Raw genomic sequence first — 25,171 nt, forward strand, 5'->3', positions numbered from 1 at the left:
CTGGGATATGGTCTCGGGGATCAGCAGCCGCACCAGGAGGGGGCCGGTCCGCGCCATGTCCAGGGAACTCGCCAAGGCGTCCCGCGTCCGGATCAGTGAGCTGACCGCGAGCACCGAGCTCTACCTCGGGGTGCACATCGCGGCGCCGGGGCTGACCTTCGACATCAGCTGCTTCGGGCTGGACGCCGACGAACGGCTCAGCGACGACCGCTACTTCGTCTTCTTCAACCAGCCCGCCAGCCCCGAGCGGTCGATCCGGCTGCTGGGCGCGCAGGAGGGCGACTCCGAGGCCTTCGCGGTGGTGCTCCCGGCCGTGCCGGACGCCGTCCACAAGCTGGCGCTCACCGCGACCGTCGACGGCGACGGGCAGATGTCCCAGGTGGCCTCCGGCCACGTCCGGATCGTGGCCGGAGGCACCGAGGTCGGCCGGTACAGCTTCACCGGCGCGGAGTTCTCCACCGAGCGGGCCGTGATGCTGGCGGACGTCTACCGCCGCGGCGGCGAGTGGCGGTTCGCCGCGGTCGGCCAGGGCTTCGACGGCGGCCTGCGCGCCCTGCTGGAGAACTTCGGCGGCGAGGTCCTCGACGAGGAGCAGCCGGCCCCCGAGGCGGCCCCCGCCCCCGCCCCCGCCCCCGCGCCGGTGCCGCAGCAGGCGGCCGCCCCCCAGCCGGTGGCCGCGCCCGCAGCACCGCCCGTCCAGCAGCCGTACCCGGACGCGACCCTGCTCGCCGTCCCTGTGCCGCCCGCCGTCCCCGCCCAGCAGCCGTACCCGGACGCCACGCTGCTCGCCGTGCCCGTCCCGCCCGCGGCGCCCGCCCCGGGCGCCGCCCCCGCCGGGGTGCGGATCTCGCTGACCAAGTACACCGAGCTGCCGGAGAGCCCCGGCTGGGTGAAGCAGAACGACCACCTCGTCCGGATCAGCCTGACGAAGGGCCAGGACATCCTGGCGCTGCAGGGCAGCATGGTCGCCTACCAGGGCAAGGCCGACTTCGCGCACGAGGGTTCCGGCATGCTGCGCAAGCTGGTCGGCAATCTGACCGGGCAGCAGCTGAAGCTGATGCGGATCACCGGCGAGGGCCAGGTGTTCCTCGCCGACGAGGCCTGCGACCTGCACGTGGTGCGGCTGGAGGGCGACTCGTTCTGCGTCGGCTCGGACCGGGTGCTGGCCTTCGAGGCTGGCCTGGAGCACGAGGTGCGCCGGATCGAGGGCGAGGGCCTGCCGCACGGCGGCTTCTTCACCCTGCAGTTCAGCGGCCACGGCACGGTCGTGGTGAAGACCAACGGCATCCCGGTGGTGCTGCCGGTCACGCCCGCCCCGGAGACGTACGTGGACGTGCAGGCGCTGGTGGCCTGGTCCCGCGGCTCGCAGGTGATCACCACGGCGCCGGTGCGGATCCGCCGCTCCGCGTACGCCGGGCACGCCGCGGAATCGTACAGCCTGCAGTTCCGCGGTGCGCCGGGGAACTTCGTCGTCGTCCAGCCGTTCGAGGTCTGAGGTCCAGGAGGATTCATGGAGGCGAAGTTCCTCGCGGGGAGCGGGCTGGACGCGTACCGGGCGGCCGACACCGGCGCGCGGATGAGCAACCACGGCACGGCGATGTGCCGGGTCGCGCTGACAGCCGGGGCGGACGTGTACGCCAAGGCCGGGGCGATGGTGGCCTACGACGGCTTCCTGCAGTACGAGCCCGTCCCGCAGTCCTTCCGTCGGGCGCTCGGCGAATGGGCGTCCGGCGAACGCAGCCCGCTGCTGCAGTGGACGGGCGACGGCGCGCTGTACCTCGCCGACATGGGCGCCGACGTGCTCAACCTGCAGCTCGCCGACGAGTCGCTGTCGGTGAACGGCTCGCACCTGCTGGCCATGGACGCCACCCTCGGCTGCACCGTGGAGAAGGTCCGCGGCGCCGCCCTGCTGGCCGGCACCGGCCTCTACAACGTCACGGTGAGCGGCACCGGCTGGGTCTCCGTCACCTCCCGCGGCGTCCCCGTGGTGCTGGACTGCGCCGAGGCCGAGACCTACGTCGACCCGGACGCGTTGGTCGCCTGGACCACCGGCCTGGAGGTGCGCACCCGGCGGACGGTCAAGGTCGGCTCGCTGATCGGCCGGGGCAGCGGCGAGGCGATGCAGCTCGGCTTCCGGGGCTCCGGCTTCGTGGTCGTGCAGCCCAGCGAGGACACCGCCGACCGACTCAAGATCCGCGGCTGAGAACCGAGTTCGAGGAGCCCTTCCCGTGCAGAGCCCCCTCCTGTCGCACACCGCCGGCACCGGCACCGACCGCTTCGCGCTGCAGAACCCGCAGCTGCTCCGGGTCACCCTGGACGGCCGGTCCGAGGTGCTGGCCCGCAGCGGCGCGATGGTCGCCCACGTCGGCCGGCTCGACTTCACCGGCTGGACCCCGCCCTCCGGGGGCCGCCGCGCCAACAACAACCGGCGCCGCGACGCCGGCGTGCTCGACCTGATGCGCTGCTCCGGCACCGGCACCGTCTACCTGGCCAACCTGGCCCAGCACCTGCACGTGCTGAAGCTGGACCAGGAACGCCTGGTGGTCACCAACAGCTATGTGCTGGCACTGGACACCACCCTGGACTGGCACACCGTGGCGATCGAGAACGGCGACCGGATCGCCGGCGTCGGCAGCCGCTGCCTGGAGTTCTCCGGCAGCGGCAGCCTGGTGCTGATGACCTCGGGCCGGCCGCTGGTGCTGCCGGTCGAGCCCGGCAGCTACGTGTACGGCGACGCGGACGCGGTGGTCGGCTGGTCGTCCGGCCTGGACGTCCAGCTCCAGGCGCAGAGCAGCAACACCGAGGCATGGCGCCGCCGCGGCACCGCCACCGAGGGCTGGGAGCTGGCCTTCACCGGCCGCGGTTACGTCGTCGTGCAGCCCAGCGAGCTGCTGCCGCCGCAGCGCGTCCCGCGCGGCTGACCGTACGGCTCCGCCCCCGGTGCCGGCCGGGCACCGGGGGCGGAGCGCGGGTCAGACCAGGGCGCGGGCGAGGCCGACGAGGGTGCGCACCGAGCCGTCGGTGAGCTCGGGCAGCTCGTCCCAGGAGAACCAGCGCAGGTCCAGCGACTCCTCGCTGATCAGCTCCTGCGCGCCGGCCGGGGCGACGGCCACGTACTGCACGTCCAGGTGGGTGTTCTCCGGAGCGTCCTTGCCGGCGCAGTGCACCTGGTGCCGGTCGAGCTTCACCGGCACCGGCAGGCCGCCCTCGGTGAGCAGGGCGAGCCCGGCGATGCCGGACTCCTCGGTGGCCTCGCGCAGCGCCGCGTCCGCGAGCGTGCTGTCCCCGGGCTCGCAGTGGCCGCCCATCTGCAGCCACCGGCCGACCTTGGGGTGCAGGGTCAGCAGCACCCGGCCGGCGGACGGGTCGACGACCACCGCGCTGGCGGTGATGTGGGCGGGCGTGCAGGCCCGCAGCATGCCGTCGGGACGGTCGGCGAGGTGGTCGAGGTAGTCCGTCCGCAGCCGGTCCTGGGCGGGGTCGGACGGCTTCCAGTCGCCGAGGACGCGCACGGCGTCCCGGTGCAGGGCGTCGGTCACTTGCCGCCGTCCTTGCCCTCGTCGCCGTCCTTGCCCTCGGCGGACTCGGTGTCCTTGGTGTTCTCGCCGCCCCCGGTGCCGGAGGTGTCCCCGCCGCGGGCGGCCTCGCCGAGCAGCTTGTCGAGGGCGTCGAAGTCGATGCCGCCCTCCTCCGCGCGGTGCACGAAGCCGTCCGGGTCGTCCAGGTCCGCGGCGGTCGGCAGCATGTCGGGGTGCTCCCACAGGGCGTCGCGGCCCTCGATGCCGCGGGCGTCGGAGAGCGAGGCCCACAGCCGGGAGGCGTCCCGCAGCCGGCGCGGGCGCAGCTCCAGGCCGACCAGCGTGGCGAAGGTCTGCTCGGCCGGGCCGCCGGTGGCGCGGCGGCGGCGCAGCGTCTCACGGAGCGCCGCGGCCTGCGGCAGGTGCGGCTGGGCCGCGGCGTGCACCACCGCGTCCACCCAGCCCTCGACCAGCGCGAGGGCGGTCTCCAGCCGGGCGAGCGCGGCCTTCTGCTCCGGGGTGTCCTCGGGCTGCAGCAGGCCGCCGGCCAGCGCCTCCTGGAGGGCCTCCGGGTTGGTCGGGTCGAGCTGGCCGACCAGCTCCTCCATCCGCGAGGTGTCGACCTTGATGCCGCGCGCGTACGCCTCGACCGCGCCGAACAGGTGCGCCCGCAGCCACGGCACGTGGGCGAAGAGGCGCTGGTGGGCGGCCTCGCGCAGGGCGAGGTACAGCCGGACCTCGTCGGCGGGCACGCTCAGGCCCTCGCCGAACTCGGCGATGTTCTGCGGCAGCAGCGCGGCCTTGCCTGCCGGGGCGAGCGGCAGGCCGACGTCGGTGGAACCGACCACCTCGGCCGCCAGCGCACCGAGCGCCTGCCCGATCTGGGTGCCGAACATGGCGCCGCCCATCGAGCGCATCACGCCCATCAGCGGGCCGGCCATGGCCTGCATCTCCGGCGGCAGCACGCCGCCCATGGCGTTGCCGACCCGCTCGGCGACCGGGTCGACCAGGTCCTTCCAGACCGGCAGGGTCGCCTCGATCCACTCGGCGCGGCTCCAGGCCACCGCCGTGGTCGAGCCGGACGGGAACTCGGTCGCGGCGTCCAGCCACAGCTCGGCGAGGCGCACGGCCTCGGTGACGGCGGTGCGCTCGGCCGCGCCGACCGAGCGGTCCTTGCTGCGGCCCTCGGCGGGCTCGGCGACGACCGTCTGCCGGGCGATGTTCTGCGCCAGCTCCCAGTTCACCGGGCCGCCCTCGAAGGAGAGCATCTGCCCGAGCTGCTGGAAGGCCGCGCCCAGGTCGTTGGGGTTGAGATTGCCCATCATCGCGCCGAACGGGTTGTCGCCCGCCGCGCCGCCCATGCCGAACAGCGCGCCGAGCGGGTTGCCGGCACCGAAGCCGAAGGGCTGCTGAGGGGGCTCGCCCTGACCGCCCTTGCCCTCGGCGGCGCCGTCGCCCTGGTCGTCCTTCTTGTTCTTGCCGTCCTCGGGCTCCTCGGGCGGGACGGAGAATCCGAAGGGGAGGTCGCTCACGGGGTCCTCAGATCTGCTCGGCCGTCACGCGGGATGTGGCGGGAATTCGTGTGCCCGCGAAGGCGGGACGTGTCCATGGTCTCGCGGCCCGATGGCGCCGGGTGCGCCCGCCGGGCCCTTGCCTCGGGCAGGATGGACGGTACGTGACACTCGTACGTACGCACATAAGCTAACCGTGGAGGATGGCCGGTGAGTTCCCCGCCTTCGGACGTTCGCTCTGGGCTGACCGGAGGTGAGGACGACACCGCGGCCGCCGCGGGTTCGCCGTCTCCAGCCTACGGCGGCAGGCCGCTGACCGTGGCCGTCACCGGAGCGGCCGGCGTGCTCGGCGAGCGGGTCGCGGCCCGCCTGGTCGAGTCGCCCGGGGTCCGCAAGGTGCTGGCGATCGACGACCGCCGCGGCGAGGTGCCCGGTGTGCAGTGGCGCATCCTGGACGTCCGCGACCCGGCCGTGGCGGAACGGCTGGCCGGGGTCGACGTGGTCGTCCACCTGGCCATGGACCTCGGTATGGAGACCGATCCGCGGGCCCGGAGCGCGTACAACGTGCGGGGCGCGCAGACCGTGGTGACCGCCGCCGCGGCCGCCGGCGTCTCCCGGGTGGTGCTGTGCACCTCCGCCATGGTCTACGGCGCGCTGCCCGACAACGAGGTGCCGCTCGCCGAGGACTCCGAGCTGCGGGCCACCGAGGAGGCCACGCTGGTCGGCGACCTGCTGGAGATCGAGCGCCTCGCCCGGCGCGCCCCGCGCGCCCACCCGGGCCTGCAGATCACCGTGCTCCGCCCGGCCGTGGTGGTCGGCCCCGGCATCGACACCGTGCTGACCCGGCACTTCGAGGCGCCGCGGCTGCTGGTGGTGGCCGGCTCGCGGCCGTGCTGGCAGTTCTGCCACGTCGACGACCTCGCCTCCGCGCTGGAGTACGCGGCGCTCGGCCTAGTCGAGGGGGAGGTCACCGTCGGCTGCGACGGCTGGCTGGAGCAGGAGGACGTGGAGGAGCTCTCCGGCATCCGCCGCATGGAGCTGCCCGCCTCCCTCGCCCTCGGCACGGCGGCCCGGCTGCACCGCCTCGGCCTGACCCCGGCCCCGGCCGGCGACCTCGCCTACACCATGTACCCGTGGGTGGTCTCCGGCAGCCGTCTCCACGAGGCGGGCTGGCGCCCGTCGTACGGCAACGAGGAGGTGCTCGCCGAACTCCTCTCCCAGGTCTCCGGCAAGCACGCCGTCGCCGGCCGCCGCCTCGGCGGCAAGGAGGCCGCCACCAGCCTCGGCGCCGCCGGAGCGACCGTGGCCCTGGTCGGCACCGCCGCCCTCGTCCGCCGCGCCCGCAAGCGCAGGAGGTTCTGAGGCGCTCGGGGTGGCCGGGCCGTCGTTCCGGTATGCGGAATGGTGCAATCGTGATGCGGAAGCCCTTGCCGAATGCCACCCGGCATGGGGAATCATGGTGGCCATGTCCGAGAACCACGACCCGATCCGCCTGCTCGCCATCCGGGACACCCCGCTCTCGCTGGACGAGGTGTACGAGGCGGTCGGCGACGACGCGGCCGGCGGCACCACGGTCTTCGTGGGGACGGTCCGCGACCACGACGGCGGCAAGTCCGTCTCCGCGCTCGAGTACAGCGCCCACCCGACCGCCGAGCGGGAGATGCGCCGGATCGCCGAGAAGATCGTCGCCGACTTCCCGGTGAAGGCGCTGGCGGCGGTGCACCGGGTCGGCCGGCTGGAGATCACCGACAAGGCGGTCGTCGTCGCCGTGTCCTGCGCGCACCGCGGCGAGGCCTTCGAGGCGGCCCGCCGGCTGATCGACGACCTGAAGCACCAGGTGCCGATCTGGAAGCACCAGGTGTTCATCGACGGCGAGGAGGAGTGGGTCGGCGCGGGCACCTGCTGAGGGCCCGCCGACGGGCGCCGTCGCCCGTTCGCCCCACCCCGCCGGAGGCTCTGCGGCGGTCCGCCACGGGCCCGCCACAGGTGTGCCACGACCCTGTTGCGGGTGAACCCGCGGCCGTAACCCGGACGGTGCTGCCGCCGTTGTCTGCGCGGACGGTTAATCTGCTGATAGACACGACGAGCTGGGAGTACGGACATGGCTGCGCTCGCCTGGTTGATCATCCCCGTCGCCGCCGCACTGGCCGCCATGGTCTGGGCGGGCTGGGCGGCCCGCACCCCCCGCGCCACCGGTGACCCGGCCTCGCTCGCCGAGCACGCGAGGTTCCGCGCCGCGATGGAGCGCTCCACCGCCGGTCCCGGCGACTCCTCCCGCAACTGAGCCTCCGGGCCGGGCAGCGCCGGGCCGCCGCCGTCCCGTACTGTCGAGCCATGCCACGCCGCTCCGCGACGATGCTCGCCGCCACCCTGCTGCTCATAGGCCTGCTCTGTGCCTCCGTGCTGATGCGGGTGCCGTACACCGAGATGAGCCCGGGCCCGACGTACAACACGCTCGGCGTGCAGGAGAAGAAGTCGGGCGAGTCGGTGCCGGTGATCGAGATCAAGGGGCGCGAGACCTACCCGACGAGCGGGCACCTCAACATGACGACGGTCCAGGTGACCGGCGCCAAGTACGAGCCGAGCCTGGTCTCCGCGGTGATCGGCTGGCTGCGCAAGGACGTCCTCGTGGTGCCGCACGACAACGTCTACCCGAAGGGCCAGACCGACAAGGAGGCCCAGCAGGAGAACGCCGAGCAGTTCGCGTCCTCCGAGGACAGCGCCAAGACCGCCGCCCTCAAGCAGCTCGGCATCCCGGTCGGCTCGCAGACCGTGGTGTCCTCGGTGGTGGCGGGCGGGCCGTCCGAGGGCAAGCTGCACGCCGGCGACCGGATCGTCGCGGTGGACGGCACCGCGGTGACCGCCAAGGACCAGGTGGCCGCGCTGGTCACCAAGCACAAGCCGGGCGAGAGCGTGGAGTTCACGGTCGTCCCGCACACCGCCGGCTCGGCCGGCGCCGGCAGTTCGGGCGGCGGCGGCACGGCGGCCGAGAAGAAGGTGGCGATCACCACCGGCAGGGCGTCCGACGGGCGGGCCATCGTCGGCATCCTGCCGGGGACGGACCACACCTACCCGTTCACCATCGACATCGGCCTGCAGGACGTCGGCGGCCCGAGCGCCGGCCTGATGTTCTCGCTGGGCATCGTGGACAAGCTGACGCCGGGCGACCTGACCGGCGGCAAGTTCGTGGCCGGCACCGGCACCATCAGCGACGAGGGCCGGGTCGGCCCGATCGGCGGCATCCAGATGAAGCTGATCGCCGCCCGGGACAAGGGCGCCGAGTACTTCATGACGCCCGCCGACAACTGCGCCGAGGCGGCCAAGGGCACCCCGGGCGGGCTGCGGCTCGTCAAGGTGGACTCGCTGGACGGCGCGCTGAAGGCGCTGGACCAGATCCGCTCCGGCCAGACCTCGGCGCTGCCGTCCTGCCCGAAGTAGCGGCCGGGCCGCCCCCCGGGTGCGGGTCCCGGGGGAGGGCGGCCCTCAGCCTCAGGAGAAGGTGGCGAGCAGGGCGTCGGTGAGGCCCGGCACCAGGTCGGGGCCGGTCAGCACCTCGCGCGCGACGTCCTTCTCGCGCAGCCGCAGGGCGATCTCCCGGGAGCCGTCGCGCAGCACGGCGGCGGTGATCCGCACCTCCTGGCGCTGCGGGTGGTTCGCCACCCAGCCCGCCAGCTCCTTCTCGGTGGCGTTCTTCGGGCGGGACTGCTCGGCGCCCGGGGGCAGCATCAGCCGCTCGACGACCAGCGCGCAGCCGGCGACCTGGTCGGGCCAGGCGATGGTGCCGAGGAACTTGTCCAGCTCGGCGCCGGCCGGCAGCTCCTCCTGCTCGACCGGGGTCAGTCCGGTCGCCTCGTTGTCGGCCAGGCCGAGCTGGCGGGCCAGCCTCGGGTCGGCCTTGCGCAGCGCGGCGGTGTCGACCAGGGCGAACAGCCGGGCCGGGAGGTCCCAGCCGAGCGTCGCCGCGTACTCGTCGATCTCCAGGGCGGCGCGGGTCAGCGGGGACGCGGCCGGCGGCAGGCCGTCGCCGGCGGGCGTGAGGGGTGCATCGGACATGCCCCCATCCTCACACGTCCGGACCGCCCAGGAGGCCCGCCGTTCCCGGTAACGGTCGGGTCTCGGGAGGCCCGGCGGGAACTCAGGTGAAGACGGACTAAGTTGCACTGAGGACCGAACCGACCACGTCGACGACACAGCAGAGGTGCCACCTTGGTTTTCCAGATGCCGGACCGCCCGGAGCCGGGCTTCCGCGCCAGAGTCGGCCCGCCCTCACGGCGCACCCGGGTCACGCTGGCGACCGCCGGCGTCCTCGCGGCGCTCTTCATGCTGTTCGTGCTGGTCTCCGGCTTCTGGACGGACTGGCTGTGGTTCAGGTCGGTGGACTACGGCACCGTGTTCACCACCCGGCTGCGGACGAAGGCCGTCCTGTTCGCGGTCTTCGGCGTGCTGATGGCCGTCGTGGTCGGCCTCAACCTGTGGCTGGCCTACCGGCTGCGGCCCCCGTTGGCCGCGATGTCGGTCGAGCAGCAGAGCCTGGACCGCTACCGGATGGGCGTCGCCCCGTACAAGAAGCAGCTGCTCGTGGCGGTGGCGCTGCTGACCGGCCTGGTGGCCGGCGCGGCCGCGTCCGGGCAGTGGCGCACCTGGCTGCTGTGGACCAACCAGACGCCGTTCGGCGTGAAGGACCCTCAGTTCCACCGGGACGTCGCCTTCTACGCCTTCGACCTGCCCTGGTACGAGTTCCTGCTCGGCTTCGCCTTCAGCGCGGTGATCGTCTCGCTGCTGATCTCGGTACTGGTCCACTACCTCTACCATTCCATTCCATTCCATTCCATTCCATTCCATTCCATTCCATTCCATTCCATTCCATTCCATTCCATTCCATTCCATTCCATTCCATTCCATTCCATTCCATTCCATTCCATTCCATTCCATTCCACCCCCCCCCCCCCCCCCCCCCCCCTGGCCTACCGGCTGCGGCCCCCGTTGGCCGCGATGTCGGTCGAGCAGCAGAGCCTGGACCGCTACCGGATCGGCGTCGCCCCGTACAAGAAGCAGCTGCTCGTGGCGGTGGCGCTGCTGACCGGCCTGGTGGCCGGCGCGGCCGCGTCCGGGCAGTGGCGCACCTGGCTGCTGTGGACCAACCAGACGCCGTTCGGCGTGAAGGACCCTCAGTTCCACCGGGACGTCGCCTTCTACGCCTTCGACCTGCCCTGGTACGAGTTCCTGCTCGGCTTCGCCTTCAGCGCGGTGATCGTCTCGCTGCTGATCTCGGTACTGGTCCACTACCTCTACGGCGGCCTGCGCCTGCAGGGCCCGGGCCGCCGTGCCAGCCGTGGCGCGCAGGGCCACCTCGCGGTGCTGCTCGGCATCTTCGTGCTGCTGAAGGCGGTCGCCTACTGGCTCGACCGGTACGCGCTGGCGGTCAAGTCCGGCGCGTACAAGGGCGTGGACGGCTGGACGGGCCTGCGGTACGTGGACGCCAACGCGTTCCTGCCGGCCAAGACCATCCTGTTCTTCGTCGCGGTCATCTGCGCGCTGCTGTTCTTCCTGACGCCGATCCGCCGCACCTGGGCGCCGGCGCTGATCGGCTTCGGCCTGATGGCGCTCTCCGCGGTGCTGATCGGCGGGGTGTACCCGGCGATCGTGCAGCAGTTCCAGGTCAAGCCGAACGAGCAGGCCAAGGAGACGCCGTACATCCAGAAGAACATCGACGCGACCCGCAAGGCCTACGGCATCGCGGGCGCCGAGACCCAGCAGTACGACCCGAAGGAGGGCACCAAGGAGGGTGCCCCGGCGCCGGACGCGCAGACCGTCGCGGACATCCGCCTCCTGGACCCGAACGTGGTCGCGCCGACGTTCCAGCAGAACGAGGCGCTGCGCAAGTACTACGCCTTCCCGCGGACGCTGGACGTCGACCGCTACGGCAACCAGGACACCGTGCTCGGTGTCCGCGAGCTCGACCTGAGCGGTGTGCAGCAGCGGAACTGGATCAACGACCACTTCAAGTACACCCACGGCTACGGCGTCGTCGCGGCCAAGGGCAACCAGGTCGACGGCAACGGCAACCCGGTCTACACCCAGTCCGGCCTGCCCACCGAGGGCACCTTCGGCGACTACCGCCAGCGGGTGTACTACGGCGAGAAGACCCGGACGTACTCGATCGTCGGCGGCACCAACCAGGAGATCGACTACACCTCCGAGGCCGGCGCCGACCAGACCTTCACCTACAACGGCGGCAGCGGCGTCTCGCTGGACAACCCGCTGACCCGCGCCGCGTACGCGGTGAAGTTCGCCGAGCCGCAGATCCTCTACTCCGGGGCGATCACCGACGGCGCCCGGGTGATCTACGACCGCACGCCCAAGGAGCGGGTGGAGAAGGTCGCGCCGTGGCTGTCGATCGACGCCGACCCGTACCCGGTGGTGCAGGACGGTAAGCTGGTCTGGGTGCTGGACGGCTACACCACCTCGGACGGCTACCCGTTCTCCTCCAAGACCACCCTGGGCGAGTCCACCAAGGACTCGCTGACCGACCAGCGCGGCCGCACCCTGACCGCGGTCAACACGGTCAACTACATCCGCAACTCGGTGAAGGCCACGGTCGACGCGTACACCGGCGCGGTGACGCTCTACCAGTGGGACGACAGCGACCCGGTGCTGAAGACCTGGATGAAGGCCTTCCCCGACACGGTCAAGCCGCGCGCCGACATCCCGGCCGCGCTGCTGCCGCACCTGCGCTACCCGCAGGACCTCTTCAAGGTGCAGCGCGATCTGCTCGGCCAGTACCACATGACCGACGCCGACGCGTTCTTCAACGGCACGGACATCTGGCAGGTCCCGCTCGACCCCACCACCAACACCGGTGAGGTCCAGCCGCCGTACTACCTGACGCTGAAGATGCCCGGCGCCCCGTCCGCGAGCTTCTCGCTCTCCAGCAGCTTCGTGCCGAGCGGCCGCGACAACCTGGCGGCGTTCATGGCCGTCAGCGCCGACCCCGGGCCGGAGTACGGCAAGATCCGCATCCTGAAGATCCCGGCCGGATCGGGCGCGCTCGGGCCGAAGCTGACCCAGGCGAAGTTCAACTCCGAGAAGGCCGTGGCCAATCAGCTCACCCTGCTGAAGACCGGCAGCGACTCCGACATCGAGTACGGCAACCTGCTGACCCTCCCGGTCGGCGGCGGCCTGCTCAACATCGAGCCGGTGTACCTGCTCGGACGCGGCGCCAAGGCGCCGGTGCTGCAGAAGGTGCTGGCGGTGTACGGGGACAAGGTCGCCCTGGAGGACAACCTGGCGAAGGCGCTCGCCGCCGTGCTGCCGGGCGCCTCGGGCAGCGCGACCGGCACGCCGACCGCCCCCACCACGCCGACCACGCCCACTCCCACCACACCCGGGACGGGCGCCAACCCCGAGCTGCAGAAGGCTCTCCAGGACGCCCAGAAGGCCTTCACCGACGGCCAGACGGCGCTCAAGAACGGCGACTGGGCGGCGTACGGGCAGGCGCAGAAGGCACTTCAGGAGGCACTGGACCGGGCCGCCAAGGCGCAGCCGGCGGGCGGATCGGCGAGCCCCTCGCCGTCCCCCTCGGCCTCGCCGTCGCCCTCGGCCACCTCCTGAGCTGCGACAACCGATTGTTGGTCCACTCCGCGTCCGTGCTATGGTTTATCCACCGACGCGGGGTGGAGCAGCTCGGTAGCTCGCTGGGCTCATAACCCAGAGGTCGCAGGTTCAAATCCTGTCCCCGCTACTGAAGATCAGGGCCCGGAGCCCGCCAGAGACAATCTGGCGCTCCGGGCCCTGACGTTTTCCGATCAAGAGTGCCCCGGCTCCGGTAGTATCGGCAGGGCCGGCCCGGCCCCGCCGCCGCTGCCGGGGTTTGTGCGGCCCGAGTGTCGGGAAATCGACAAAGCGCTGAAGCAATCCCGCAGGCTTCGGCCCGCTCCGCCCAGACGTGGGCCCGGGGCAGGTGTATGCGGGTTCCGGGTGATGCGACGATGGAACACATGGGGGATGCGGAACGGCTGTTGACTCCCTGTTCGAAGGAGGGGGAGCCGAGGCCGTCGACACCGGCGCCCCCGGCGGATGCCGCAGCACTGGGGGAGCGGGAGCCGGCATGAAGCTGATCGGTAGGAACGACACGGGGGCGAGGCCGGCACCGGCCGGCCGACGGGACGAGCACGCCGAGGTCGACACCGACACCTGGGCGCAGTCCGCCGACGACACCCAGCAGGGCCTGCCCGCCCAGCGCAGCTACGGCCCCGAGAGCCTGGTGCGGATCTCCGCCCAGCAGCTCGTCGACGCCGTCGGCCGCTACCCGGCCACGGCCGACGACGAGCCCGCCGGCGAACCGGAGGACGCCGCCAGCTTCGAAACCGCCCTCGCCGCCCGCGAACAGGCCGCCCTGGAGACCCGCCACCGCTCCGCCGCGGACGCCGGCGACCCGGGCGCCGCCAGCCAGCTCGGCGCCCTGCTGCTGCGCCGCGGCGACCTGGAGGACGCCGAACCGTATCTGCGCGCCGCCGCCGCGGCCGGGCTGCGGGCCGCCGCTAACAACCTCGGCGTGCTGCTGCACCAGCGCGGCCACCGCACCGAGGCCGCCCAGTGGTGGCGGCAGGCCGCCGTGGCCGGCTCCGCACCGGCCGCGCACGCGCTCGGCCTTCAGCTGCGCGACCAGGGCGAGGAGGAGGCCGCCGAGTACTGGCTGCACTTCGCCGCCGAGCACGGCCACCCGCTCGGTGCCTACGCGCTGGGCGATCTGATGGAGCATCGGCGCGACGTGCGCGCCGAACGCTGGTTCAAGGTGTCCGCCGACGCCGGGCACCGCGAGGCCGCGTACCGGCTCGCCCGGATGCGCGAGGCGGCCGGCGACAAGGACACCGCCGAGACCTGGTACCGCACCGCCGCCGCCCGCAGCCACGCCCGCGCGGCGCTGCGGCTCGGCGTGCTGCTGGAGGAGCGCGGCGAACTCGACGAGGCGGCCCGCTGGTACCGCCAGTCCGCGCAGAACGGCGAGCCGCGGGCGGCCTGCGCCCTCGGCTTCCTGCTGCGCGACGCCGGCGACCTCGCGGCCGCCGCCGAGTGGTGGCAGGAGGCCGCCGAGGCCGGCGACGGCAACGCCGCCAACGCGCTCGGCGCCCTGCACGCCGGCCGCGGCGAGGCCGCCGAGGCGGAGCGCTGGTACCGCGCCGCCCTCGACGCCGGCGATCACAACGGGGCCTTCAACCTCGGCCTGCTCTGCGCCGGCACGGGCCGCGACGCCCAGGCCGAGCAGTGGTACCGCCGGGCCGCGTACGCCGGGCACCGGGAGGCCTGCAACGCGCTGGCCGTGGTGCTGCTGCAGCGCGGCGACGAGTCCGGCGCCGAACCGTGGTTCTCCAAGGCCGCCGAGGCCGGCAGTGTCGACGGCGCCTTCAACCTGGGCGTGCTGCACGCGGGCCGCGGCGAACTGCCGCAGGCCCACGAGTGGTACGCGCGGGCGGCCGCCGAGGGACACGGCGAGGCCGCGCTCCAGCTCGCGGTGGTGCACGAGCAGCGCGGCAACCCGACCGGCGCCCTGGAGCGCTACCGGCAGGCGGCCGTCGGCGGCTCCGCCGAGGGCGCCTTCCGGCTGGCCTCGGTGCTGGAGCGGCGCGGCGACGCCGACGCGGAGGTCGAGCACTGGTACACGGTCGCGGCCGAGACCGACCACCGCCGCGCCCAGGTGCGGATGGGCGTGCGGGCCGCCGAGCGCGGCGAACTGCAGACCGCGGAGCACTGGTACCGGCGGGCCGCGGAGGCCGGCAGCCGCAGCGCGGCGTTCAACCTGGGGCTGCTGCTGGCCCGGCAGGACAGCGAGAGCGAGGCGATGCTCTGGTACACCCGGGCCGCCGATGCCGGTCACGGGCGGGCGGCGCTGCGCCTCGCCCTGCTGGCGCTGCGGCGCGGGGAGCCGGTGCAGGCGGAGAACTGGTGCCGGCGGGCCGCCGAATCGGGCCCGGCCGAGGTCGCCGAACGGGCGGCCCGGCTGCTGGGTGCGCTGAACGCCGAGCTCAGCGCGTAGGGGCAACCGATAGGGGCGCGGGGAACCGCGCAGTCAGGGTGCGGGCGTCAGGGGAGTACCGGCCGGCCACGATTCGTACGGTGGCCCGCATCCGAGTCGCGCGGTTGCCGCGCCCCTGACGTGCTTACGCGTTCGTACAGTCCGGACAGAGGCCGCGGTAGGTGATCTCGGCGCCGGTGACGGTGAAACCGAAGCGTTCCGTGCCGGGGAGGGCGGCCACCGGGTCGCCCTCGGGGCGGACGTCGCGGATGGCGCCGCAGCCCGAGCAGACCAGGTGCTGGTGGGCGTGGTGCGCGTTGGGGTCGTACCGCTTGGCGCGTCCGTCGGTGGCGACCTCCAGCACCTCGCCGAGGGAGACCAGCTCACCCAGGGTGTTGTAGACCGTGGCTCTGCTGATCTCCGGCAGTCTCGCCACGGCGCGCGCGTGCACCTCGTCCGCCGTGAGGTGGACATGATCACCGTCGAGGACCTCTGCGACCACACGGCGCTGCGAAGTCAGCCGCCACCCACGTCCGCGAAGTCGTTCCAGCAGGTCACTCATGTGCTCAGGGTAAGCGACGTTCCGGAGTTGGTTCCAGTATTGACTTAGACAAAGTCCAAGTTAGGATCGAGTCCGTTACGACCGGACCACGCGGAGGACCCTCACCATGACTACCCAGGACGAGCTGCGGCCCACCCTCACCACGGAGTCCGGCGCTCCGGTGGCCGACAACCAGAACACCGAGACGGCCGGCATCGGCGGCCCGGCGCTCATCCAGGACCAGCTGCTGTTCGAGAAGCTCGCCCACTTCAACCGCGAGCGCATCCCGGAGCGTGTGGTGCACGCCCGCGGCGCCGGCGCCTACGGCACCTTCACCGTCACGGCCGACGTCACGGCCTGGACCCGGGCGAAGTTCCTCTCCGAGGTCGGCAAGCAGACCGAGACCTTCCTCCGCTTCTCCACGGTGGCCGGCAACCTCGGCGCGGCCGACGCGGTGCGCGACCCGCGCGGCTTCGCGCTGAAGTTCTACACCGAGGACGGCAACTACGACCTGGTCGGCAACAACACCCCGGTGTTCTTCATCAAGGACGCCATCAAGTTCCCCGACTTCATCCACACCCAGAAGCGGGACCCGTACAGCGGCTCGCAGGAGGCGGACAACGTCTGGGACTTCTGGGGCCTGTCGCCCGAGTCCACCCACCAGGTCACCTGGCTCTTCGGCGACCGCGGCATCCCCGCCACCTACCGCCACCTCAACGGCTACGGCTCGCACACCTACCAGTGGCAGAACGAGGCCGGCGAGTACTTCTGGGTGAAGTACCACTTCAAGACCGACCAGGGCATCAAGAACCTCACCCAGGCCGAGGCCAACGCCCTCGCCGGCGAGGACCCGGACAGCCACCAGCGCGACCTGCGCGAGGCCATCGAGCGCGGCGAGTTCCCGACCTGGACGGTGCAGGTGCAGATCATGCCCGCCGCCGACGCCGCGAACTACCGCTTCAACCCGTTCGACCTGACCAAGGTCTGGCCGCACGAGGACTACCCGCCGATCGAGATCGGCAAGCTGGAGCTCAACCGCAACCCCGACAACATCTTCGCCGAGGTCGAGCAGTCGATCTTCTCCCCGGCGCACTTCGTGCCCGGCATCGGCCCGTCCCCGGACAAGATGCTGCAGGGCCGCCTGTTCGCCTACGCGGACGCGCACCGCTACCGCGTCGGCATCAACGCCGACCACCTGCCGGTGAACCGCCCGCACGCCACCGAGGCCCGCACCAACAGCCGCGACGGCTACCTCTACGACGGCCGCCACGGCCGCCAGAAGAACTACGAGCCCAACAGCTTCGGCGGCCCCGTCCAGACCGGCCGCCCGCTGTGGTCCGCCGTCCCGGTCGCCGGCGCCACCGGCAACCACGAGGCGCCCTCGCACGCCGAGGACAACGACTTCGTGCAGGCCGGCAACCTCTACCGGCTGATGGACGACGGCGAGAAGCAGCGCCTGATCGAGAACCTCTCCGGGTTCATCGCCAAGGTCTCGGCCGACCGCGACGACATCGTCGAGCGGGCGATCGAGAACTTCCGCCGGGCCGACGCCGACTACGGCCTGCGGCTGGAGAACGCCGTCCGCGAGCTGCGCAAGCAGAAGTAGCGATCGAAGCCCGCGGGCCCCGGGAGCGCAGCCGCGCACCCGGGGCCCGCGAACCACGTCCGGAGCTACAGCCGCAGCAGCCCGTCGCGGATGCGTTCCAGCAGCGCCACCGACACGTCCTCCGCCGCCCGCTCGTGCACCCGTACGTACCGCTCGGCCGCCAGATCGGCGACCAGCACCCGGGCCACTCCCAGCGGGACCGGCAGCAGCGCGGCCAGTTCGGCCACCGACCGCGGGTACTGGCAGAGTTCGACGATCCGGTGGCGCTCGAAGCCCAGCGGCGCGGCCAGTGCGGCCGGCGGGGCGGTCACCAGCGTCTCGATCCGCAGCTCGTCCCGGACCGGCCGGGTGCGGCCCGAGGTGATCACGAACGGGCGGACCACCTCGTCCGCCCCCGGGTCCCCGAAGCCCGTCATACCGTCACCCCGCCGGCCGGTACCTGCCGCGGTGCCTGCACCAGCAGCTCCGACGGCAGCGCCACGCTCGCCGTCACCCCGTGCACCGGCGCCGGGGCGAGGCGCACCACCGCGCCCAGCCGCTCGGCCAGCCGGCCCACCACGTAGTGCCCGAGCCGGCCGCCACCGCCCAGCAGGAAGCTCTCCCGGCCCGCCAGCCGGGCGTTCGCCCGGTCGAGCTGCGCGTCGTCCAGGCCCGGTCCGTGGTCCATGACCGCGATCAGGAAGCCGTCCACACCGACCCGGGCGAAGACCTCCACATCGGTGTCGGGCGGCGAGGCCGCCAGCGCGTTCTCGATCAGCTCCGCCAGCAGGTGCGCCACCTCGGCGACCGCGCCGCCGTCCACCATGGCCTCGTCCACCTGCCGCAGCACCACCCGGCGGTAGTCCTCCACCTCGCCGAGGGCGGAGCGCACCACGTCGCCCAGCGCCACCGGCTGCGGCCAGCTGCGCGGACTCGCCTCGCCGACGAGCACCAGCAGGCTCTCCGCGTTCCGCCGCATCCGGGTCGCCAGGTGGTCGAGCTCGAACAGGTTCGCCAGCGCCGCCGGATCGTGCTCGCCGCGCTCCAGCGCCGACAGCAGGCCCAGCTGCCGGGTCACCAGTGCCTGGTTGCGCCGGCCCAGGCCGGCCAGCGACTCCGCCGTGTTGCGGCGCAGCACCGACTGCTCGACGGCCAGCCGCACCGCCGTCCCCGCCACCTGGTCGAGTGCCGCGCCCAGCACCTCCAGTTCCGCCGTGCCGGCCGCCGCGGACGAGCCCGGCGAGGCCGCCTCCCGGCCGGCCTGCGCCCGCTCCACCGCCTCCGGCAGCACCCGGTCGGCCAGTTCCTCCGCCTCGGCGGCCAGCGCCGCCACCGGACGGGTGATCGACCGGGTGGCGAGCAGGCCGAGCAGGACGGCGCCGGCCACGGCGGCGAGCGCCAGCCCCGCGTCGACCAGCAGCGTCCGCAGGGCGTCCGAGCGCAGCTCCTCCGCCCGGGCCCGGCTGTCCTCGGCCGCCTGCGACTGCACCGAGTACAGGCCGTCGACCAGTTCCGTCGCCGCCTGCCACCAGGCGTCCGCGCGCACCGGCAGCCGGGTCGCCGCCCAGCCGTCCAGGGCCTGCTGCTCCATGCCGGCGACGGTCACCGCGGCCGGACTGCGCAGCACCGCGTCCAGGGCGGCGGCGCGGGCCGGCAGGGCGGTGCGCGGGGCGTCGGCGAGTGCGGCACTCTTCGCCGCGGTGATCCGGACGAAGGCCGGGTACTCACCGCTGCGGAAGGCGCCGGCGGCCAGCACGCCGTTGAGGGTGCCGCGTTCCAGGGCGGCGGCCTCGGTGGCCTCGCTGAGCGACTGCAGGGTGCCGAGGGCATCGGCCAGTCGGCGGTCACCGGTGCCGTCGCGGTCGGCGAAGGCCGCCGCGTTCAGCTCGGTGATCGAGCCGGTGAAGAACTCCAGGGCCTCGGCCCGGGTGGCGGCGCCGGTGTCGGCCCGGCCGCGCAGCCGGGCCAGGGTGCTCAGCCCGCCGAGCGCTGTGCGCACCCTGTCCGCGCCGGGCGGATCGGCGGCCAGCCGTTGGTCGAGCGCCCGCCGTGCCTGGTCGGCGGCCTCGCGCTGCGGACCGAGCTGCGTCCGGAAGGACTCCTCGCCGCCGAGCAGGCCGGAGGTCAGGCCGCGCTCGCGCTGGAGCTGGTGGACGAACTCCTCGGTGGCGGCCACCAGGGCCACCCGGTCCCCGGTCCGGCCGGCGTCGGAGTACCGCCCGGCCTGGCCGGCGGTGCCGACCGCACCCAGCACCACCAGGGCTCCGGTCGGAAGGGCGAGCAGCAGGGCGAGCCGGTGGCGGATGCTGCGGAGCGTACGCACGTGGGGAGGCCCCCTCGGCAGACGGCCCGGCGGGGTGGGCGCACGGGAGACGGAGGCGCGGTAGGGGATACCGGCCACTGGTTCACCGAGCCTAGGGGCCTTCTGTTGCAAGGGAGTTGCCGCTCCCTCAGCGTTGCGGCGAATGTACTGCGGGTGGCCGGCAACCTCGCCGACCACCCGCCGAAACACGCCCGTCGGACGGGCCGTCAGCCGCAGCTCAGACGCTGAGCCGGCGCAGCGCCTCGCCGTGCAGCAGCCCGTTCGAGGCGACCGCGTCGGCACCGTTCGGGCCGTCCAGGCCGTCCAGGCCGGTGAAGCGGCCGCCCGCCTCCTGCACCACGATGCACGGCGCGGCCATGTCCCAGAGGCTGAGCTCCGGCTCCGCGGCGATGTCCACCGCGCCCTCGGCGACCATCATGTACGACCAGAAGTCGCCGTACGCCCGGGTGCGCCAGCAGGCCCTGGTGAGGTCCAGGAACGGGTCGAGGCGGCCGCGCTCCTCCCAGCCGGTCAGCGAGGAGTACGAGAAGGAGGCGTCCTCGATCCGGCCGACCTGGGAGACGTGGATGCGCGTCGCCTTGGCCAGGCTCCGCCCGGCGTACGCGCCCAGGTTGCGCGCCGCCCACCAGCGGCGGTTCAGCGCCGGCGCGGAGACGATGCCGACGACCGGCTGCAGCTCGCCGTCGATGCCCTCCTCGAGCAGCGCGATCAGCGTCGCCCAGACCGGCACGCCGCGGACGTAGTTCTTGGTGCCGTCGATGGGGTCGATGACCCAGCGGCGCGGGCCGGAGCCGTGCAGGCCGTACTCCTCGCCCATCACGGCGTCCCGCGGGCGGGCCCGCTGCAGCACGCTGCGCACCAGCTCCTCGGCGGCCTTGTCGGCGTCGCTGACAGGCGTGAGGTCCGGCTTGGTCTCGACCTTGAGGTCCAGCGCCTTGAAGCGCTCCAGGGTGACCGAGTCGGCCGAGTCGGCGAGGACGTGGGCGAGTCGGAGGTCGTCGTGGTAGTCGGCCATGCCGAAACCCTAGCGACCCGGGGCCGCTCAGGTCAGAACGGCTCGCACAGCGGACCGAACCAACGTGCGGATCAGTGTCCGGAACCGCTCAGCTGGAGGCCGACCACGCCGGCGATCACCAGCGTGATGGAGACCAGCTTGAGCACGCTGCTGGACTCGTTGAAGAAGAGGATGCCGTAGGCCGCGGTGCCGGCCGCGCCGATGCCCGTCCAGACCGCGTACGCCGAACCGACCGGCAGCGACTTGAGGGAGAGGGTGAGCAGGCCGAAGCTGCCCAGGGCGAAGGCGCAGAAGCTGATGGTGGGCCAGAGCCGGGTGAAGCCGTGGCTCAGCTTGAGGTTGATCGCGAAGCCGGTCTCCAGCAGACCGGCGAGGACCACCATGGCCCATGCCATCGGGCTGACTCCTTGCCCCTCGGAGCGCCGGGCCGACTTGGTCCGACTTTCCTATGATCACCGGCCGTGGCCCGTCCGACACCTCCGGCGGGAATCGTCGGCCCGGACCGCCGCGGCGGCGGTCAGTCGTCCTCGCGGGCCTCGCGGCTGGCCAGCAGCCGGCGCAGCGAGTAAAGCCGGGCCGCCTCGGCGCGACCCTCCTCCACCCAGGCGTCCAGGGCGCAGTCCGGCTCGTCGTGGCTGCAGGCCCGCGGGCAGCCGACGGTGCCCGGCTCCAGGTCCGGGAAGGCGAGGATCACCCGGGACGGGTCGATGTGCGACAGCCCGAAGGAGCGGAAGCCCGGGGTGTCGATCACCCAGCCCGGATCCAGCGCCTTCTTCGAACCGGGCTTGGCGCCGGGCGGCGGCGGCAGCCGCAGCGCCAGCGCCGAGACGGTGGTGTGCCGGCCGCGGCCGGTCACCGCGTTCACCCGCCCGGTCGACCGCTGCCGCTCCGGCACCAGCGCGTTGACCAGCGTCGTCTTGCCGACGCCGGAGTGCCCGATGAACACCGTCGAACGCCCGCGCAGGTACTCGCGCACCGCCTCCGCACCCGCCGTCCCCAGCTCGTCCCGCCGGGTCACCACGTACGAGATGCCCAGCGGCGCGTACGCCTCCAGCAGCGGCTCGGCCGGCGCCAGGTCCGACTTGGTGAGCACCAGCAGCGGCTCCATCCCGGCGTCGTACGCCGCCACCAGGCAGCGGTCGATCAGCCGCGGCCGCGGCTCCGGGTCGGCCAGCGCGGTGACGATGGCCAACTGCTCGGCGTTGGCGACCACGATCCGCTCGTACGGGTCGTCGTCGTCCGCGGTGCGCCGCAGCACCGAGGTGCGCTCGGCGACCCGGACGATCCGGGCCAGCGTGTCCGGCTCCCCGGACAGGTCGCCGACCAGGCTCACCGTGTCGCCGACGACGACGCCCTTGCGGCCCAGCTCGCGGGCCTTCATGGCGACGACCTCGCGCTCCTTCTTCGTGCCCGCGTCGACCAGGCAGGTCAGCCGCCCGCGGTCGATGGTGAGGATCATCGCCTCGGCGGCGTCCTCGTGCTTGGGCCGGATCCGGGTGCGGGGCCGGGAGCCCCGGCGGGCCGGGCGATTGCGGATGTCGTCCTCGTCGGCGTCCTTGCCGTAGCGGCGCATGCTGCTCTGCCCCCGTCAGCCCTGGCCGAGGAGGTCGGCCCACATCTGCGGGAAGTCCGGCAGGGTCTTGGCGGTCGTCGCCACGTTCTCCACCCGGACACCCTCCACCGCGAGGCCGATCACCGCGGCGGCGGTCGCCAGCCGGTGGTCCTCGTAGGTGTGGAAGACGCCGCCGTGCAGCGGGCGCGGCCGGATGCGAAGGCCGTCCTCGGTCTCCGACACGTCGCCGCCCAGGTCGTTGATCTCCTTGGCGAGCGCAGCCAGCCGGTCGGTCTCGTGCATCCGCAGGTGGGCGATGCCGTACAGGTGGGACTCGGAGTCCGCGAGCGCGGCCACCGCGGCGATCACCGGGGTCAGCTCTCCGACGTCGTGCAGGTCGGCCTCGATCCCGTGGATCTTGCCGGCGCCGGTGAACTCCAGGCCCTCGTCGGTGAACCGGCAGGAGCCGCCCATCTGCGTGTAGATCTCGCGCAGCTGGTCGCCCGGCTGGTACGTGTGCTTCGGCCAGTCGCGGACGGTCACCCGGCCGCCGGTGACCAGCGCGGCCGCGAAGAACGGCGCCGCGTTGGAGAGGTCCGGCTCGACCACCAGGTCGCGGCCGATCAGCGCGCCCGGGGTGACCCGCCAGACGTCCTTCTCGCCACCGTCCTCCGGCGCGTCGACCTGGCCGCCCGCCTTGCGCACCATGTCCACCGTCATCCGGATGTGCGGCAGAGAGGGCACCGTCTCGCCGATGTTCCGGATCTCCACGCCGTTGTTGTAGCGCGCACCGGACAGCAGCAGGGCGGAGATGAACTGCGAGGACGAGGAGGCGTCCACGTCGACCGTGCCGCCGTCCACCGCACCGGTGCCGTGCACGGTCAGCGGGAAGCCGCCGCGGCCGCCGTCGTCGATCCGGGCACCGAGGGCGCGCAGCGCGTCGATCACGCCGTGCTGGGGGCGCTCGTAGCAGCGCGGGTCGCCGTCGAAGTGCACCGCGCCGTCGGCGAGCGCCGCGAGCGGGGGCAGGAAGCGCATCACCGTGCCGGCGTTGCCCACGTCCACCTGGGCCGGGCCGCGCAGCTGCGCCGCCGGGATGACCCGCCAGGCCTCGCCGCCGCCGGTGCCGCCGCTCGCCTCGTTGACCGTCTCCTCGACGGTGACGCCGAGCGCCCGCAGGCCGTCCGCCATCAGCTGGGAGTCGCGGCTGCGCAGCGGCCGGCGGACCCAACCGGGGCCGTCGGCGAGCGCGGCCAGGATCAGCGCGCGGTTGGTCGCCGACTTGGAGCCGGGGATGGTGACGGTCGCGTCCACGGCGGCGGTGGCGGTGGGGGCGGGCCACAGGGCATCGGTCATGCCGCCAAGTCTAGGGGGCGCGGACGCGGCGGCCCGGAGCGCATTCGCATGGCGGACGGGGGGTCTGCGCGGTTTCCGTGAGGGCGGTGTGCCCACCGACCGTCACCGCACGGACCTCGGCTCACTGTTTCCAGTGCAGCAGCCAGCTCGCGCCGCCCAGCAGGCAGGACAGCGCCACCACCAGGAACAGCGCCACCCACAGCACCGCGCTCACCCCGGTGAGCCGGGCCAGCTGGTCCGCGTCGGAGTCCGGGGCCCCGCCGCTGCGCCGCTTGCCCTGCAGCTCGACCACCGGCCGCACGCCGGCCAGCAGCAGGAACCACACGCCCAGGTAGGCGAAGGCGGCCTGCACCTGGCTGCCGCCGTACCAGGAGACCACCAGGAAGAGCGCGCCGGTGAGCACCACGGCCAGCAGCCCGAAGGCGTTGCGGATCATCACCAGCATCCCGGCCAGCAGCAGGATGGAGATCCACAGCAGTGCCGTGATCCGGCCGTCGGCGAGCAGCGCGGCGCCGCCGAGGCCCAGCAGCGAGGGCGCGACGTAGCCGGCCGCGGCGGTGAGGATCATGCCCGGCCCGGTCGGGCGGCCGGAGGAGATGGTCAGCCCGGAGGTGTCCGAGTGCAGCCGGATGCCGGACAGCCGCCGCCGGGTCAGCAGCGCGGCGACGCCGTGGCCGCCCTCGTGCGCGATGGTCACCACGGTGCGGCTGACCCGCCACACCGGGGACGGCACGATCGCCAGCAGGGCCAGTGCGGCGGTGGTCATCACCAGCCAGTTCGGCGGGTCGGGCTGTACGCCCGCCACCCGCTCCCAGACCTCCGCGATGTCCATGCCGATCCCGCCTCCCTTGGTCCTGCCGGTCCGGCAGCCTCCCATGCCAGGACGCCGCAGCGGTAGCGGGCGGTTCGGTCCGGTTCGTCCCCGGCGGTGCCGGATTCCCGCCCCGGGCGGCGGGTGCGCCGTGGCAAGCTGGCCCCATGTGCGGCCGCTTCGCCTCCACCAACAGGCCCGAGGACATCGTCGAGGTGTTCGGCGTCCGGCAGTGGGACCCGACCGAGACCGTCGCCCCGAGCTGGAACGTGGCGCCCACCGAGGCGGCGTACGCGGTGCTGGACCGGGCGCCCAAGGGCGAGCAGCGGCCGGTGCGGCAGCTGCGGGTGCTGCGCTGGGGGCTGATACCCGCCTGGTCGAACTCGCCGGACACCGCCGTCAAGATGATCAACGCCCGGGCCGACACGGTGCACGAGAAGCCCGCCTACCGCCAGGCCTTCGCCTCCCGCCGCTGCCTGCTCCCGATCGACGGCTACTACGAGTGGCAGACGGTCAAGGAGGGGAAGGGCCGGCCCCGCAAGCAGCCGTACTTCGTCTCCCGCGCCGACGGCGGCATGCTCGCCCTGGCCGGCCTGTACGAGTTCTGGCGCGACCGCACCCGCCCGCCCGGCGACCCGGACGCCTGGCGGGTGACCTGCACTGTCGTCACCACGGAGGCCGAGCCGCTGCTCGCCCCGATCCACGAGCGGATGCCGCTCTTCCTCGACCCGGGCGCCTTCGACGCCTGGCTCGACCCCGGCCTGAGCGACCCGGACGAGCTGCGCGGCCTGCTGGTGCCGCCGCCGCCCGGCGCCCTGAAGGTCCATCCGGTGGGCGCGGCCGTGGGCAACATCCGCAACAACGGCCCCGAGCTCGTCCGCGAACTCACCGAGGACGACCGCACCACTCTCTTCTGAGTGCCCCGGAGGCCGGCCGGTGCCGGTGCC

22 protein-coding genes, 1 tRNA gene and 1 pseudogene are annotated in these 25,171 nt (G+C 73.2%); 13 read left to right on the plus strand and 11 right to left on the minus strand.

Annotated features, from left to right (window positions below; genetic code table 11):
• Positions 1-55 precede the first annotated feature (55 nt).
• Genes ACQ614_RS22420 through ACQ614_RS22430 form a run of 3 tightly spaced genes read left to right on the plus strand, consistent with a single transcriptional unit; the run spans position 56 to position 2,921 of the window.
• Positions 56-1,495, plus strand: a complete 1,440-nt coding sequence (locus ACQ614_RS22420; protein ID WP_431680347.1) for a TerD family protein — start codon at positions 56-58, stop codon at positions 1,493-1,495.
• A gap of 15 nt (positions 1,496-1,510) precedes the next feature.
• Positions 1,511-2,203, plus strand: a complete 693-nt coding sequence (locus ACQ614_RS22425; RefSeq protein ID WP_431680349.1) for an AIM24 family protein — start codon at positions 1,511-1,513, stop codon at positions 2,201-2,203.
• Positions 2,204-2,228: 25 nt separating this feature from the next.
• Positions 2,229-2,921 (plus strand): AIM24 family protein, encoded by a 693-nt coding sequence (locus tag ACQ614_RS22430; RefSeq protein WP_431680350.1) that lies wholly within the window; start codon positions 2,229-2,231, stop codon positions 2,919-2,921.
• Positions 2,922-2,972: 51 nt separating this feature from the next.
• Here the strand turns inward: ACQ614_RS22430 and ACQ614_RS22435 are convergent, their stop codons facing one another.
• Together ACQ614_RS22435 and ACQ614_RS22440 are read right to left on the minus strand one after the other, a co-directional pair.
• The gene (locus ACQ614_RS22435) at positions 2,973-3,539 is read right to left on the minus strand and encodes an NUDIX hydrolase (RefSeq protein WP_431680352.1); all 567 of its coding nucleotides are present in this window, start codon (positions 3,537-3,539) and stop codon (positions 2,973-2,975) included.
• Positions 3,536-5,050 carry a zinc-dependent metalloprotease gene (locus ACQ614_RS22440; protein ID WP_431680353.1) on the minus strand — a complete coding sequence of 505 codons (1,515 nt, stop codon included), beginning with the start codon at positions 5,048-5,050 and terminating at the stop codon, positions 3,536-3,538. The genes ACQ614_RS22435 and ACQ614_RS22440 overlap by 4 nt, the downstream gene beginning before the upstream one ends.
• Before the next feature lie 189 nt (positions 5,051-5,239).
• Here ACQ614_RS22440 and ACQ614_RS22445 point away from each other — a divergent pair, with 189 nt between their 5' ends.
• From ACQ614_RS22445 to ACQ614_RS22460, 4 genes are all read left to right on the plus strand, one after another.
• A complete protein-coding gene (locus ACQ614_RS22445; RefSeq protein WP_431680355.1) occupies positions 5,240-6,391 on the plus strand; it encodes an NAD-dependent epimerase/dehydratase family protein in 1,152 nt (383 codons plus the stop codon).
• A 103-nt stretch (positions 6,392-6,494) separates the two neighbouring features.
• Complete coding sequence (locus ACQ614_RS22450) at positions 6,495-6,935, plus strand: molybdenum cofactor biosynthesis protein MoaE (protein ID WP_431680357.1); 441 nt, start codon at positions 6,495-6,497, stop codon at positions 6,933-6,935.
• A 195-nt stretch (positions 6,936-7,130) separates the two neighbouring features.
• Positions 7,131-7,313, plus strand: a complete 183-nt coding sequence (locus ACQ614_RS22455; RefSeq protein WP_431680359.1) for a hypothetical protein — start codon at positions 7,131-7,133, stop codon at positions 7,311-7,313.
• Between the two features lie 50 nt (positions 7,314-7,363).
• Positions 7,364-8,467 (plus strand): YlbL family protein, encoded by a 1,104-nt coding sequence (locus ACQ614_RS22460; RefSeq protein ID WP_431680361.1) that lies wholly within the window; start codon positions 7,364-7,366, stop codon positions 8,465-8,467.
• A gap of 51 nt (positions 8,468-8,518) precedes the next feature.
• Here ACQ614_RS22460 and ACQ614_RS22465 read toward each other — a convergent pair whose 3' ends face one another.
• Complete coding sequence (locus ACQ614_RS22465; protein ID WP_431680362.1) at positions 8,519-9,082, minus strand: PPA1309 family protein; 564 nt, start codon at positions 9,080-9,082, stop codon at positions 8,519-8,521.
• A 165-nt stretch (positions 9,083-9,247) separates the two neighbouring features.
• Here ACQ614_RS22465 and ACQ614_RS22470 point away from each other — a divergent pair.
• The 4 genes and pseudogenes from ACQ614_RS22470 to ACQ614_RS22485 all read left to right on the plus strand — a co-directional run.
• Positions 9,248-9,838, plus strand: a pseudogene (locus ACQ614_RS22470) (UPF0182 family protein); the annotation flags it as partial.
• 51 nt (positions 9,839-9,889) lie between these two features.
• Entirely contained in the window at positions 9,890-12,640 is a 2,751-nt protein-coding gene (locus ACQ614_RS22475; protein WP_431683990.1) for a UPF0182 family membrane protein, read from the plus strand.
• A gap of 56 nt (positions 12,641-12,696) precedes the next feature.
• A tRNA-Met gene (locus ACQ614_RS22480) sits at positions 12,697-12,770 on the plus strand.
• Positions 12,771-13,136: 366 nt separating this feature from the next.
• Entirely contained in the window at positions 13,137-15,062 is a 1,926-nt protein-coding gene (locus ACQ614_RS22485; RefSeq protein WP_431680363.1) for a tetratricopeptide repeat protein, read from the plus strand.
• 124 nt (positions 15,063-15,186) lie between these two features.
• Here ACQ614_RS22485 and ACQ614_RS22490 read toward each other — a convergent pair whose 3' ends face one another.
• A complete protein-coding gene (locus ACQ614_RS22490) occupies positions 15,187-15,603 on the minus strand; it encodes a Fur family transcriptional regulator (RefSeq protein WP_431680364.1) in 417 nt (138 codons plus the stop codon).
• Positions 15,604-15,709: 106 nt separating this feature from the next.
• Here ACQ614_RS22490 and ACQ614_RS22495 point away from each other — a divergent pair, with 106 nt between their 5' ends.
• Entirely contained in the window at positions 15,710-17,188 is a 1,479-nt protein-coding gene (locus ACQ614_RS22495) for a catalase (RefSeq protein ID WP_431680365.1), read from the plus strand.
• A 65-nt stretch (positions 17,189-17,253) separates the two neighbouring features.
• Here the strand turns inward: ACQ614_RS22495 and ACQ614_RS22500 are convergent, their stop codons facing one another.
• The 7 genes from ACQ614_RS22500 to ACQ614_RS22530 all read right to left on the minus strand — a co-directional run bounded on the left by ACQ614_RS22500 (position 17,254) and on the right by ACQ614_RS22530 (position 24,245).
• Positions 17,254-17,604: a DUF742 domain-containing protein gene (locus tag ACQ614_RS22500; protein ID WP_363490647.1), complete on the minus strand. Its 351-nt coding sequence runs from the start codon at positions 17,602-17,604 to the stop codon at positions 17,254-17,256.
• Positions 17,601-19,490 (minus strand): sensor histidine kinase, encoded by a 1,890-nt coding sequence (locus ACQ614_RS22505; protein ID WP_431680366.1) that lies wholly within the window; start codon positions 19,488-19,490, stop codon positions 17,601-17,603. Before ACQ614_RS22505 ends, ACQ614_RS22500 begins: the two co-directional genes overlap by 4 nt.
• A gap of 217 nt (positions 19,491-19,707) precedes the next feature.
• Positions 19,708-20,505, minus strand: a complete 798-nt coding sequence (hisN, locus tag ACQ614_RS22510) for a histidinol-phosphatase (RefSeq protein ID WP_431680367.1) — start codon at positions 20,503-20,505, stop codon at positions 19,708-19,710.
• Positions 20,506-20,576: 71 nt separating this feature from the next.
• Positions 20,577-20,900: a DMT family transporter gene (locus ACQ614_RS22515; protein ID WP_363490653.1), complete on the minus strand. Its 324-nt coding sequence runs from the start codon at positions 20,898-20,900 to the stop codon at positions 20,577-20,579.
• A 122-nt stretch (positions 20,901-21,022) separates the two neighbouring features.
• A complete protein-coding gene (gene rsgA / locus ACQ614_RS22520; RefSeq protein ID WP_431680368.1) occupies positions 21,023-22,078 on the minus strand; it encodes a ribosome small subunit-dependent GTPase A in 1,056 nt (351 codons plus the stop codon).
• A gap of 15 nt (positions 22,079-22,093) precedes the next feature.
• The gene (aroA, locus tag ACQ614_RS22525; protein ID WP_431680369.1) at positions 22,094-23,413 is read right to left on the minus strand and encodes a 3-phosphoshikimate 1-carboxyvinyltransferase; all 1,320 of its coding nucleotides are present in this window, start codon (positions 23,411-23,413) and stop codon (positions 22,094-22,096) included.
• Positions 23,414-23,534: 121 nt separating this feature from the next.
• A complete protein-coding gene (locus tag ACQ614_RS22530; protein WP_363490659.1) occupies positions 23,535-24,245 on the minus strand; it encodes a M50 family metallopeptidase in 711 nt (236 codons plus the stop codon).
• Positions 24,246-24,391: 146 nt separating this feature from the next.
• Here ACQ614_RS22530 and ACQ614_RS22535 point away from each other — a divergent pair, with 146 nt between their 5' ends.
• Positions 24,392-25,141 carry an SOS response-associated peptidase gene (locus ACQ614_RS22535; RefSeq protein ID WP_431680370.1) on the plus strand — a complete coding sequence of 250 codons (750 nt, stop codon included), beginning with the start codon at positions 24,392-24,394 and terminating at the stop codon, positions 25,139-25,141.
• The last annotated feature ends 30 nt before the right edge of the window (positions 25,142-25,171 follow it).

The sequence above is a fragment of the Kitasatospora dryopteridis genome (genome assembly GCF_050749075.1).
Taxonomy (GTDB): Bacteria; Actinomycetota; Actinomycetes; order Streptomycetales; family Streptomycetaceae; genus Kitasatospora.

What these genes read in the sequence shown, in the direction of transcription:
- ACQ614_RS22420 (WP_431680347.1), top strand. Translation starts at nt 56, where the DNA reads ATGTCCAGGGAACTCGCCAAGGCGTCCCGCGTCCGGATCAGTGAGCTG.
- ACQ614_RS22425 (WP_431680349.1), top strand. Translation starts at nt 1,511, where the DNA reads ATGGAGGCGAAGTTCCTCGCGGGGAGCGGGCTGGACGCGTACCGGGCG.
- ACQ614_RS22450 (WP_431680357.1), top strand. Translation starts at nt 6,495, where the DNA reads ATGTCCGAGAACCACGACCCGATCCGCCTGCTCGCCATCCGGGACACC.
- ACQ614_RS22455 (WP_431680359.1), top strand. Translation starts at nt 7,131, where the DNA reads ATGGCTGCGCTCGCCTGGTTGATCATCCCCGTCGCCGCCGCACTGGCC.
- ACQ614_RS22460 (WP_431680361.1), top strand. Translation starts at nt 7,364, where the DNA reads ATGCCACGCCGCTCCGCGACGATGCTCGCCGCCACCCTGCTGCTCATA.
- ACQ614_RS22465 (WP_431680362.1), bottom strand. Translation starts at nt 9,082, where the DNA reads ATGTCCGATGCACCCCTCACGCCCGCCGGCGACGGCCTGCCGCCGGCC.
- ACQ614_RS22485 (WP_431680363.1), top strand. Translation starts at nt 13,137, where the DNA reads ATGAAGCTGATCGGTAGGAACGACACGGGGGCGAGGCCGGCACCGGCC.
- ACQ614_RS22490 (WP_431680364.1), bottom strand. Translation starts at nt 15,603, where the DNA reads ATGAGTGACCTGCTGGAACGACTTCGCGGACGTGGGTGGCGGCTGACT.
- ACQ614_RS22495 (WP_431680365.1), top strand. Translation starts at nt 15,710, where the DNA reads ATGACTACCCAGGACGAGCTGCGGCCCACCCTCACCACGGAGTCCGGC.
- ACQ614_RS22500 (WP_363490647.1), bottom strand. Translation starts at nt 17,604, where the DNA reads ATGACGGGCTTCGGGGACCCGGGGGCGGACGAGGTGGTCCGCCCGTTC.
- hisN (WP_431680367.1), bottom strand. Translation starts at nt 20,505, where the DNA reads ATGGCCGACTACCACGACGACCTCCGACTCGCCCACGTCCTCGCCGAC.
- ACQ614_RS22515 (WP_363490653.1), bottom strand. Translation starts at nt 20,900, where the DNA reads ATGGCATGGGCCATGGTGGTCCTCGCCGGTCTGCTGGAGACCGGCTTC.
- rsgA (WP_431680368.1), bottom strand. Translation starts at nt 22,078, where the DNA reads ATGCGCCGCTACGGCAAGGACGCCGACGAGGACGACATCCGCAATCGC.
- aroA (WP_431680369.1), bottom strand. Translation starts at nt 23,413, where the DNA reads ATGACCGATGCCCTGTGGCCCGCCCCCACCGCCACCGCCGCCGTGGAC.
- ACQ614_RS22530 (WP_363490659.1), bottom strand. Translation starts at nt 24,245, where the DNA reads ATGGACATCGCGGAGGTCTGGGAGCGGGTGGCGGGCGTACAGCCCGAC.
- ACQ614_RS22535 (WP_431680370.1), top strand. Translation starts at nt 24,392, where the DNA reads ATGTGCGGCCGCTTCGCCTCCACCAACAGGCCCGAGGACATCGTCGAG.